Origin of the sequence: uncultured Maribacter sp. (genome assembly GCF_947495965.1) — a bacterium.
In the GTDB taxonomy this organism is placed as follows: Bacteria; Bacteroidota; Bacteroidia; order Flavobacteriales; family Flavobacteriaceae; genus Maribacter_B.
In genome coordinates, this window is record NZ_CANMBB010000002.1 from 482,328 (window position 1) to 494,598 (window position 12,271).

At 32.3% G+C, this 12,271-nt stretch carries 7 protein-coding genes; all 7 read right to left on the reverse strand.

Going from position 1 to position 12,271, the window contains the following annotated elements; genetic code table 11:
* Positions 1-59: 59 nt before the first annotated feature.
* The 7 genes from Q0820_RS06480 to Q0820_RS06510 all read right to left on the reverse strand — a co-directional run bounded on the left by Q0820_RS06480 (position 60) and on the right by Q0820_RS06510 (position 12,263).
* Positions 60-1,547 (reverse strand): FGGY family carbohydrate kinase, encoded by a 1,488-nt coding sequence (locus Q0820_RS06480; RefSeq protein WP_298486216.1) that lies wholly within the window; start codon positions 1,545-1,547, stop codon positions 60-62.
* The gene (locus Q0820_RS06485) at positions 1,547-1,762 is read right to left on the reverse strand and encodes a hypothetical protein (RefSeq protein ID WP_298486218.1); all 216 of its coding nucleotides are present in this window, start codon (positions 1,760-1,762) and stop codon (positions 1,547-1,549) included. The genes Q0820_RS06480 and Q0820_RS06485 overlap by 1 nt, the downstream gene beginning before the upstream one ends.
* 56 nt (positions 1,763-1,818) lie before the next feature.
* Positions 1,819-2,727 carry a hypothetical protein gene (locus Q0820_RS06490; RefSeq protein WP_298486220.1) on the reverse strand — a complete coding sequence of 303 codons (909 nt, stop codon included), beginning with the start codon at positions 2,725-2,727 and terminating at the stop codon, positions 1,819-1,821.
* Positions 2,728-2,730: 3 nt separating this feature from the next.
* Positions 2,731-4,074, reverse strand: a complete 1,344-nt coding sequence (locus Q0820_RS06495) for a vanadium-dependent haloperoxidase (RefSeq protein ID WP_298486222.1) — start codon at positions 4,072-4,074, stop codon at positions 2,731-2,733.
* Entirely contained in the window at positions 4,046-7,288 is a 3,243-nt protein-coding gene (locus Q0820_RS06500) for a VCBS repeat-containing protein (RefSeq protein ID WP_298486224.1), read from the reverse strand. Before Q0820_RS06500 ends, Q0820_RS06495 begins: the two co-directional genes overlap by 29 nt.
* Positions 7,281-10,622, reverse strand: coding sequence for a VCBS repeat-containing protein (locus tag Q0820_RS06505; RefSeq protein WP_298486225.1), 3,342 nt, complete (start codon positions 10,620-10,622; stop codon positions 7,281-7,283). Before Q0820_RS06505 ends, Q0820_RS06500 begins: the two co-directional genes overlap by 8 nt.
* A gap of 123 nt (positions 10,623-10,745) precedes the next feature.
* Entirely contained in the window at positions 10,746-12,263 is a 1,518-nt protein-coding gene (locus tag Q0820_RS06510; RefSeq protein ID WP_298486227.1) for a RagB/SusD family nutrient uptake outer membrane protein, read from the reverse strand.
* Between the last annotated feature and the right edge of the window lie 8 nt (positions 12,264-12,271).

Here is a 12,271-nt window from a genome sequence, read left to right on the forward strand (position 1 = left end):
AGAGGTACGACCGAGGACTCGTAACGGATAGCCCGACCCTTGCCGTAACGCCCTAAATGTTAGTTGTTTAATATGAGTTCTAATTCTTTTTTCCAGTTTTTATATGCTTCTAAATAAGGTTGCTTGTCTTTAAAAGGCATGAATGTCATGACGTGATCATTGTCCATAATGGTTTTTCCGAACGCTTTAAAATCGCTATTATGTAAATTCGCAGCTCTTGCTGCACCAATGGCTCCTGTAGTGTTGTAGATTTCTATTTCTTGTTCTATTAAAGTGGCTACGGTATTTGCAAAAATTTCTGAACGGAATAAATTATCGTTTCCGGCACGAATGACGCTTGGTTTTATACCGTCGGATTTTAAAATTTCCATTCCATAAACGAATGAAAATGCGATGCCTTCTAGTGCTGCTCTGCACATATGCCCTTTGTGATGGTTGTTTAAATTCATGTTGACAATACGTGTGCCTATTTCTGTATTGTTTAGCATACGTTCTGCGCCATTTCCGAACGGAATCAAACAAACGCCATTAGAACCTATCGGAATTTCTGATGCTAAAGTATTCATCTCTTCATAAGAGCTTACTGCCAGATTATTTAAAAGCCAACGGTACTGAATACCTGCTCCATTTATACACAATAGTTTACCGATTCTTGCTGCGGCCCCTTTTTGATAATTTACATGTGCAAAATTGTTTACGCGAGAGCTTTCTTTGGCAGATAAATTATCTGTTATTGCATACACAACTCCTGAGGTCCCTCCTGTTGCTGCTACTTCGCCAGGGTTAAATACATTTAATGACAAAGCATTATTTGGCTGGTCTCCAGCTCTGTAGTAAATAGGTGTTCCTGCTGCGATACCGCTTTCTGTTTCTCCTTTTTTATCTACTAAGGATTGGATACCAAAAGTATCTACAATGTCCGGAACTAGCGTTTTGTGAACGCCGTAATGCTCCAAAAGAAAATCGGCTACGCTATCATTTTTAAAATCCCAAAAAATGCCTTCGGATAAGCCTGAAATGGTTGTGTTTATTTTGTTAGAAAATTTATATGCGATAAAATCTCCTGGGAGCATGAACTTGTAAATTTTAGTATAGGTATCTGGTTCATTTTCTTTTACCCATTTCAGTTTTGAAGCAGTAAAATTTGCTGGTGAGTTTAATAGGTTTTGTGAGCATTTTTCTTCTCCAATTCCTTTAAAAGCATCATTCCCAATTTCTACAGCTCTACTATCGCACCAAATAATACTTTTACGAAGCGGGTTTCCATCTTTATCTACAATGACCAATCCATGCATTTGGTACGATATACCAATACCTTTTATTTGGTTTCTTGTTACATTATGTTGCTTTTTTAAGCGGGTTATAGCGTTACAACTATACTTCCACCAATCGTTTGGTTTTTGTTCTGCCCAACCGTTTTTTTGAGCATACATGCTCATTTCTTCTTTGGGTTCTTGAACAACACCAATGCTCTTACCCGATTCGATTTCTACTAATGCTACTTTTATAGAAGAACTTCCTATGTCTAATCCTAGATGATAATTCATTATAATGAGTCTCTTAATACTAATTTGGTTGGTACGTAAAATTGTAATTTTTCATCTCCTCTAACAAAATCCGCGGCTTTAGCACCTAATTGATTAAAGTCTGTTGAAATAACTGAAATTCCTTTGTAAATAAACTGCTTCATAGGAGTTTCGTTATAAGATAACAAACCAACATCTGTTCCTGGTTCTAGATTTTTGATACGACATTGCTCCAAAAATTTTCCAAACTTTCGATTACTTACACTTATATAACCCTTATTATTCTAAATATTCAAATCTTTTGGGTTGGTAAATATATTTCCGCTTCCCATTCAAGATAATCGCCTCCGGAATGAGGGGAATTCAAAAAAACTTCCATAGGTAAAAAATCTACCTTTATATTATTCCTTTCAGCATAATCTATTAATGCATACCAACCTCTATCGGAAATACTATAGTTTCCATTAAATACCAACTTCAATGCTTCTTTCTCATTCGTACTTTTAAACTTTATAAAATCTGATTTAGGAAAATTATCTTCTTTTGATATTGGAAAACAAAAATTAAAAGTGATTCTATCTTCCTTTAAATTCCAATCTGTGATTTCCAAAAAAGGATCTCCATTAAGTAGAAGTTCATTATTTTTAATATATTCCATAACAACACTTGTATGCTTCATCATTGTTTTTGCTTTTTTATGAAGTTTACAACTTACTGTTGTGTAAAGAACATTTTTCTTAGTAAATATGGTTTTTTCTATTGATGAAACTTTATATTCTTCTTTATGAATTTTTAACCCTTCTCTAATATTTTTAGCGATAAGAATACTTCGATTAACAAACGCGGTTTTAAAAAAAGGAATTCTTAGTTTTTGAAATAAACTATTCTCTTTATCCTTAAAAAAAGCAGTTACTTTAGTTATAGTATCCGTTTTTTTTTGAATACGCCAATCTATTTCAACAATGGAGTCAAAAACCTCTAGATCATGAGACACTTCTAAAAAAGGTTTTTTAGAACGTATTGATACCATTTTTTTAGATTTTGGTTCCCAATTGTTCCAGTTAACCAAAGTATTGTAAACCACTCCTGAAGGATGATTTGTTTCAAAAGTTACTTTATAATCATAATCCATTATAAAAAAATACCACAGAAGTGTTATGAATAATACAGATAATAAGCTAAATAAGAATACTTTCTTCATTTCTTAATGTTTCATGTTTATTTTTTCTATTACAAATGCCCCTAGTTTTCTTCCTTGCTTAAGTCCTTCGTCTATTGCTGCTCTGTAATGAATACCCCCATATAACCTACTTATTGCAGCTTCATCGGCTGCATTATTAAACGATGTAAAAATTCTAAGTGGCAGCCCGTAAGCAGTTTCTGTGTCGTCTATAAAAATAAAATTGTCTCCAAAAATAGAGGTCAAAATAGTTGATGCTGACCCTGAAACAACCGAGTGACCGCTAGTATATTCTGGAAATGGTGGCGTTTGTAAAATAGGCATCCATTTTTCATCAATAAATTGATTTATTAGTGTCTCTGGTCGTATAAGGTTACTTCTATATTTTTCGTCCCAACAACTTATAAAAGCTTCAAAAATTCCTATAGATGTTTTTGTATAGGTATAAACTGCTTCTTCAAAATTAAAGTCATTTTTTTTGCATGCAATTTTAGTAATACCTATCCAATGTGCGCCAGGGGTTATCTTTTTTGTTGCGAACATTAGATGACCTCTAGTAACAGAAACATACGGATTGCAATCCCAAAACTGTGCAATTTCAATCTCTTCACTATCATCACCACGTTTGGTAATATCTTGATTTACAGTATAAACTTCTATAAGTTCTTTATAAAAATCGGAATCTTTTTTCATCGAAAATTTTGGTGGTGGTATTGGTTTAAATTGTGAAGCAGAATCTAAAACCATATTTCTGATTTTTTTCCAATGAGGTTCAATCCCATCCATATATGCAGGAGGTGTTGGTTGCCACCGAGAAGGATCCTCTGTTTCTATAGTATACTTAGGCATGGTTCTAGTTTGGCTATAATTATCTTTATTCATCCATTCTTTAATATGATTTGCTACTTTTAGTCCATAAGTTTCAGATGCTTTAAACTCTACCTTATTCTGATCTATCCATAAATCATATATGCTATCTCTAAATTGTATTACTTTATCTTCCGAGAAGACCAGCTCCTTGCTTAATTCCATATGAGCGACTAATGCTGATACATTTAAATTAACAGCTTCATCATCAGCTTTAGGGATTGCCTTTAAATCCTTTAATTGGCCAGCTAAAGGTTTGTAAGCTGTGCTGTTTTGAGAAAGTATTTCAAAAGCTGCAATATTAGGATACACATAAATTCTGCTTGCTACTGGTGGCGAAAAAATATCATGTACCATTATTTGGGTCACCATATCAATCGTACTATAAAAATCATTGGAAGTAACTATTATAGGGTCTTTTTTAGAAGTACACCCTTGTAATACAATACATCCAAAAATGGCAATAAAGACATTATTTAATTTGATATATTTGAACATCATCATTATTAATTAAAGCGATTAAGTATCTATTGTTATTGATTGTTATTGTTCTTAATTGAGAAACGGCCTTATTGAAAAAATCTAGCCCAACAACGCTCCCTAACTTTATATTATTTTGGTCTAAAATAAGTGCCCCTGAAAAACCATCAAACCGACCATGATAAGGCTTAATGCCAAAATAATTTCCTGCACATAAAACAGTTTCGTTTTCGCCGATTTTCATTTTAGTAAAACAATTAATTGGAGCTACTTGCAATTGATTTTGAAACGCTTCAAAAACAAATTGACCATTTTCATTTTTCAATATACCAGAAGCTAAAGTGTGTACTTTAAAAACTTTTGCTTTGCTTAGAATCGCATCATCAAAAACTTTATTAATTGGTAATCCAGCAAAACTTTTATATGTGGTAAACTTCTTTTTAGTAAGACTTATAAGTTGCGAACTTAATTCATCTAAGTTTTCTATAGGGTAGTATTTTTCTTTTTTCTCAATAGCAATAATAGTTTCTGTTTTGCCATTATTATCAAAATCTGAATAATACATTAATAAGGGATAATCTTGAGTTGCAGTAAACTTAGTATTTGTACCCCAATTTCCAAGAAGATAATCTAAATCACCATCTTTATCGATATCAAACGGTATTATAGCACGCCATAAACCGTTTAGTGGTTTGGAAAGATAATTTTCTGATACATCAACAAAATCGCCATTGTTATTTTGTAAAAATATAGGAGACATCCATTCTCCAACAAGTATTAAATCTGGTTTTTTATCGCTATTAAAATCTGTAACGGAAACATCTCTTACCATGCCTATATTTCCTAAGGTTCTTTTTACAAAAACGTCCTTTTTGTTTTCTAATATGTAGCTTTCAGGAATATTACCAAAATCATTTGGCAAAGTTGCATTGCCGATGAATACATCTTGGTCACCGTCTAAATCAAAATCAAAATGTTTTACAATAGCTGTGTCTTCGTAACCTTCGGGTATCTCAAATTCTTTGATACCATCACTAGTAATGCTAAATAAATTATTTTGAAGTGCCGCAGATTTGCCAAAAAACTCACCTCCTCCTGAACCAATAAACAAATCATTTTTGTTATCGTTGTCAAAATCTGCGATGGTTGCACTGCCTTCCTCTTTTGTAGCCTTATTTTTAAAAATTGAATCCTCTAATTTTATAAATCCAGATTCGCTTTGAAGATAGATCTCAGATTTGGTATGCTTTCCATTGCCAAAAAAAACATCTTCTTTCCCATCATTATTTAAGTCGCCAACAGCAACAGCTGGACCTCTATCTGAAATTTGATAGGGGATAAGTTTATGCCGGTTTGAGTCGATGTAGTTGTTCTCTGAATGTGTATACTGAATACCTAAATTATCTTTAATTTTATAAAATATGCTATCGTTTTTTGAATGTAAAAAGGTATAACTCAACTCTTTTTCTTTCGTATTAACGGACACTATTAAAGTTTGATTAACAGGGATCTCTTTTAATATTTGAAATGTTTTGTTGGGCCAAATAACCTTAATAGAATCTATTTTTTGTATGGTATCTAATCCAAAATGTATTAGGGGTTGGGAAGAGGATTGAAAACCTCTTTGAGTAAATAATTCTTTATATTGAATGTTATTATTTTGATATAAAATGACCTTAGTTCCTATACCAAAGGAATTTTTTTGAAAGTAATTAAATTTTAATTGGATATAATTTTTTGTTGCATTTGTATTATTAATGTAAATACTTGCAGGAGCATTTATATTATTAGTTACAACATCTAAATCACCATCGTTATCTAAATCAGCATATGCAGAACCATTAGAATAGGTAGCGTTCTGTTTCACCCATGTATCGCTTGTGTTTTCAAATTTTAAATCTTCATTGCCTTGAAAAAAGATATTTTTCAACTTTCCATCTGGCATATAACTTAAAGCCTTTTTATCAATCAAATTAGTAGTTTCTATTTTTTTCTTAACTTGACTATTGGAAATGTATTTTATATAATCTAAATCGTTTGGCCTTTTTGGAATACCATTGGCAATAAAGACATCTTGTTTTGTGTCTTGGTTATAATCTGCAATTAAGGCACTCCAACTCCAATCTGTAGCAGCAATACTACTTAGGAAAGCTGTTTCCGTAAAATGACTTGCTTCTTGGTTGATTTGAACCATATTTCTAGCATACTGATGCTGATAACCATATTGCTTAGTGCGTAAATTTTGAATTTGAATATTACCATCTCCAACAGAAGATTTTAATACTTTTTCTTCTTCTGGCAACATATCTAAAGTGATTAAATCGGTAAAGCCATCGTTATTAATATCGGCGGCATCATTACCCATTGAAAATTTACTAGTATGTCCAAAATGCATTTTTAGACTTTCAATGAAAGTACCATCTCCATTATTTAAATAATAATAGTCATCTTCATGAAAGTCATTACTCACATAAATATCTGGATACCCATCATTATTAAAATCAGAAATCGCCAGGCCAAGTCCATAGCCGCTTGCGCTGCCATAAATACCCGCAATTTCACTTACATCAATAAATTTGTTATTATCATTTCTAAAGAGCTTATCTCCACTTTGGTAATTTCTCTTGTTTCTAAAATTAGCTTTACCAAATGACTCCTCAGTATGTATAGCATGATTAAGTAGATACATATCTAAATCGCCATCTAAATCATAATCAAAAAAAGAAGCAGATGAACTATAATTATCGATGTCTAAACCATACGCAAGTGCCTGTTCTGTAAATGTTAGATCACCATTGTTGATAAACAATTCATTTTGACCTACAAGGCCATTGGTTCCTGTTACGGCGCAAATATAAATATCTAATAAACCATCGCCATTAACATCTGCCATAGCTACGCCAGTATTCCAGTCGCTAGAACTATCTACATTAGCTGTAGCTGTTATGTCTTCAAATTTTAGATTTCCTTTATTTAGATATAACTTGTTTTGCTGTTGGTTAGATGTGAAATAGATATCTGGAAGTTTATCGTTATTAATATCTCCTATTGCCACGCCTCCACCATTATAATAATAAAGATAGTCTAGGATATTCTGCCCTAATGTATCTTTTAAAGTATTATTAAAATGAATTCCTGAATCTTTAGCTTGTAAAATAGTAAATAGCTTTTTGGGCTTTTTAGTACAACTAGCCAAGAGCAAAAGGATGATAATATGTAACGTATATTTAATCATTGTTTATCTGGAATATTTTAGGCTTTTCATTATTAATACCTACTAATATGAATGTTTTATCTCTGCTTTTTAAAGTTGAAATATTTTTAACTTCCCCTTGTACAAAAAAACCTGATTTTGAATAGTTAACCCAACTAAATTCTCCTTTTCCATCTCCTAAAAGTAAACTTCCATCATTTGCATCTAATCGTGCATATTGCGGTTTAAAACTGTATTCATTTCCTCCTAACAAAATATCTAAATTTCCATCCGTATTTACATCTAAGACGGAAATGGCATTGACACTTGAAAATTGAACTTGATTGGGTAATGGTATCATCTTAAAATCTCCTTCTTTTGTGTTTAGCAAAACAACGGACTGAGATATGGTCACTTCTCTAATTATAGATTGTGCAATAACTTCTTCAGAAAAAAGCTCTTGAATAGATTTCGTAGCATAATCTGAGAACTTTAAATTTTTCTTTTTTAAAGATACTATTTGAGACGTAAGTTCATTTTTAGTTAGTACAGGAATATCTCTTGAGTCTACAGTTTCTGTAACAATTTGCTCTATAGTTCCATTGTTATCAAAGTCATTAATGTATATTTTAATAGGTTTTTCTTGCGTAGGTTTATAGGGGATGTTTAAACCACTATTTCCTACTATTAAATCTGATAGCCCATCATTATTTAGATCGGCAACCTCAATAGTATTCCACCAGCCTTGTATAGTACTTAAATTAGAGTCATAATGAATTAATTGCTTCCCTGTATTTTTGAATATTGTTGGAGTTCCCCAATCCGTTACAATAATTAAATCCTTTTTTCCATCACCATTAAAATCGTGCCATTTTGCATCTGTAACCATTCCTATATTTTTAAAAGCATAGGCTTTACTATTGGTAATATTTTTAAAATTACCTTTCCCATCATTTTCCAACAATTGATGTTCTGCATTAATACCATACACTGCTGGCATACTTCTACTACCAACAAATACATCTACATCACCATCATCATCAAAATCAAAAGGTGCTATAATAGAAGTATTATTAAACGTTGAAGGAATTGGTTCTTGGCTTTTCGAGAATGTCCCGCTACCATCGTTTATATATAATCTTGTTTTATACTGTTTCTCATCTTCTATTTCGTTACCACCTGAACCGATCATAATATCAATATCTCCATCATTGTCAGCATCAAAAAATGCCGATGCTGTATCTTCTAAATTACTGTCTTGACTAAAATTTTGGTTTTTATTAAGTTTAAATTCGCCTAAGGTTGTTTGAAAGTAAAGTTTTGCAACCTGCCCTTTAGCACCACCTATAAAAACATCTTCAAGCCCATCATTATTAATGTCACTAACAGCTATTGTTGGCCCTTCTTTTGAAGTCATTTGTTGTATTAGGCCTTCATAATTAAAATCTACATGATTATTTTCTTTATGAAGGTCGAAAGAACATGGTAATTCTGAAAAATAAGGAGCTTGTTTCTTAGAAAGAAAAGATTTTTTTAATGCATCTTCTTGCTTAAGAATATATTGTTTGTTAGGTGTGATTTCTTTTATAGTTTGCGATGTATCATCTGGCCATAAAACAGTAAGTGAGTCAATTTTTTTGTTGCCAATTCCAATGGTTTGCATATAGTCCATAGAGGATTGGAAACCTCTTGAAGGAATAACTTCTTGTAGAATAATTTCATTATTTGTATAAAGTTTGATGGTACTTCCTACACCAAAAGTATTAGTATTATGACCTTCCAACTTTATCTTTATATACTTGTTTTTCTTAAGTAAGTTAGTATTATTTCTATATATTAAAGCAGGTTGATTTACATTGTTGATTACTAAATCTAAATCCCCATCATTATCTAAATCTCCATAAGCAGCACCGTTAGAAAACGTTAGTTTATCCAACCCCCAAGAAGATGTTTCGTTACTGAATATAAGGTTTCCGGAGTTTTTGAATGCGTAGTTACTTATAGCTGTACTTGGCATTTTGTTTATAATGGTCTCAACTTCCTCCTTTTTACCCGTTATTACCATATTTTGAATAATCTCATTGGCAAAAAAATTCATAAAATCTTGATTGGTTAAATCGTGATAGATGCCATTAGAAACAAATATGTCTTTGTATCCATCATTATCCATATCAAACATTACTGCTCCCCAACTCCAATCTGTTTTTGAAACACCACTAAAACTTGCAATTTCATTGAACTTATTAGTACTACTATTAAGCTGTAATGTGTTTTGCATGTATTGATGATAAAAGTCTAAATTTTGCTTTCTTTGATAGACATCATAGTTTTCAAACTGCGTGGTTTCTTTTAAACGTTTACTTTTTTCTGGAAGCATATCGGTAACATAAACATCTGGTCTCCCATCATTATTAATGTCTGCCATATCGGCTCCCATTGAAGATTGGCTAGTGTGTTTCGTCCACACTTTAATAGATTCTTTATAAGTGCCATCTTGATTGTTAATATAGAGGTAGTCTCGTTCATAAAAATCATTCGAGACATAAATATCTGGGTAATTATCATTATTAATGTCTCCAACTGTTACGCCAAGACCAAAACCGATTAAACTACCAAAAATTCCAGCTTCTTCACTCACATCCACAAATTTTCCATTGTCATTACGCAAAAGCTTATCCCCGCCGCCCTTAAGTAATTCTGGCACATCCCAATCTTCATCACGCAATTCTCTTTTGTTAGAATAATTTAAGGAGTTAACTGGAATAAAACTATTGTTGAGTATATAAGCATCTAAATCGCCGTCCTTATCATAATCAAAAAAAGCGGTATGTGTAGTTAATCCAGTTTCAGCTAGATTATATTCTTCAGCTTTTTCAGTAAAAGTTAAATCTCCATTATTAATGAATAATTCATTTTTTAAATTATCTCCTTTAACGTTTCCGGCGTTACAGACGTATATGTCTAATAAACCATCGCTATTGATATCTACCATAACAACTCCTGTAGACCAAGTGTTTTCACCTTCAATATGTGCAGATTCTGAAATGTCTTGAAATTTTAAATTTCCTTCGTTAAGAAATAATTTATTAGAACCTTGATTTGCTGTAAAATAAATATCTGGTAAGCCATCGTTATTGATATCACCTATGGCAACACCACCACCATTATAAAAATTTCGATAGGTAAAAATATTGAAGTCTTTTTCATTTTCTATTGCATTAATAAACGCTATACCTGTAGTATTAGGTTCTAAATTTGTAAATAATAAATCTAATTTATTTTTATGTGTGTCTTTTTTACAAGAAAAAAAAGACACACATAAAAATAAGAAAATAATATTTTTACAAATCATTATAAGTTGCTGTTTAGTAATCATATAAAAAATAATTTATCATCAGATACAATTAAAATTCGCATTCATAAATTAAAGAAAAAAAAGGGGCCTAGACCCCTTTTTCTCACTCTGAAAACAGAGATTTAAACTAACTCAAAAAAAATATTAGTATCCTGGGTTCTGTATTAAGTTAGGATTAGTACTTAATGCTGTAGCTGGTATTGGATATATCAATTTTGTTCTATCCGATGTGCTAGATTTTTGTTGTACTGGATCTAAAAAAGTTCCAAAACGAATCTGGTCATTACGTCTCCATCCTTCCCAATACAACTCTCTAGAACGTTCGTCTAAAATATCATCTAATGAAGTTCCTGTATAAACAGCATCAACACCCCTTGCAACTCTTAAAGTAGTTAATGGCCCTGAAGGATCGTTGCCCATTCTTGCCATGGCTTCGGCTTTCATTAAATACACATCTGCAAGTCTAAAAAACACATAATCATTTGCTGGCCTATCAATATTACTTAAATCAGGGGAGTATTTTACTGCGCGAATTCCTTGCGAACTGGATGAATTTGCTAGGCTAAAATCTCTAGTAAAATTCATTGGGTTATTTTGATTATCAATAAGCATATTACCATTTTGATCAAATTGCTGTCCAATTAAAAAACCAACCTTTAATCCAGTAACATCAGTAAGACCTGAGTAGTCACTACCTATTCTTGGATCTGCACTATCAAATTTATCATATAAATCTGTTAAAGCAACAAAACCATTCCAACCGCCAGGGTTATGATTTTCATTTAAGGTCATATAATACATTCTCCTCATAGCACCTCCAGTGTTATTGTCATTTTCCGAAACAAATATATTTTCGGTGGCTATAGCTGTATTATTTGGTGCAAAACTATCAAAGTAATTGGTTTGCAATGTAAAAGATCCACTATCTATAATAATATCGCAGTAGTCAATTACTTTCTGCATATCTGAACTATCAAAAGTAAATGGTCCTGCCTGCGGTGTCCCATCTTCATCTGTAGCTTTATAAACGGCTTTGTTTACATATAACTTGGCTAATAATGCTGCCGCAGCGTATTGCGTTGCCGTATTATTTGCAGAAGAATTTGGCAAATCACTAAATACCTCTTCTAATTGATCAATAGCTAAATCTATTGCTTCAGTCCTCTTTAGAACAATAGGAATTTCTCCATAACTTGAACCTGGTTCTCTATAGGGTACCTGTCCCCAAATATCCAGGTTATAGAACATATAAAAGCTAGAATAAAATGTAGCTGCAGCTTTTTGATCAGCTGTGGGTTCATTGGATAACGCATCAATTGCAGCAAATAATCCCCCTAAATTTTGACTCCAAGCTCCAGAAATTTTAGAATGTGAGGAATTCCACTCATGTAAATGAAGTGCTCTCCATTGACCACCATCATCCCAACCAGCACCTCTAGTAGGCCCTGCCATTTCATCTGTAGAGTGTTGTAGCAAAGTAAATTGAAAACTGTCTGAATTTTGGAATGACTGAAGTTGATTGTATGCAGCTGATAATTGCCCTGTAACTACAGCTTGACTACTTAGACCACTTTCTTCAAAAAGACCGTCTAAATCTTCCTCTAAATCGGTACACGAAAAGAGAAATAATGTACTAATTGTATAAACTATATATTTTTTCATAATCTTTT

Bases quoted from the DNA above. Each gene is read 5' to 3' on its own strand.
- Q0820_RS06505 (WP_298486225.1), bottom strand. From the start codon at position 10,622: ATGATTACTAAACAGCAACTTATAATGATTTGTAAAAATATTATTTTC.
- Q0820_RS06495 (WP_298486222.1), bottom strand. From the start codon at position 4,074: ATGATGTTCAAATATATCAAATTAAATAATGTCTTTATTGCCATTTTT.
- Q0820_RS06490 (WP_298486220.1), bottom strand. From the start codon at position 2,727: ATGAAGAAAGTATTCTTATTTAGCTTATTATCTGTATTATTCATAACA.
- Q0820_RS06510 (WP_298486227.1), bottom strand. From the start codon at position 12,263: ATGAAAAAATATATAGTTTATACAATTAGTACATTATTTCTCTTTTCG.
- Q0820_RS06480 (WP_298486216.1), bottom strand. From the start codon at position 1,547: ATGAATTATCATCTAGGATTAGACATAGGAAGTTCTTCTATAAAAGTA.
- Q0820_RS06500 (WP_298486224.1), bottom strand. From the start codon at position 7,288: ATGATTAAATATACGTTACATATTATCATCCTTTTGCTCTTGGCTAGT.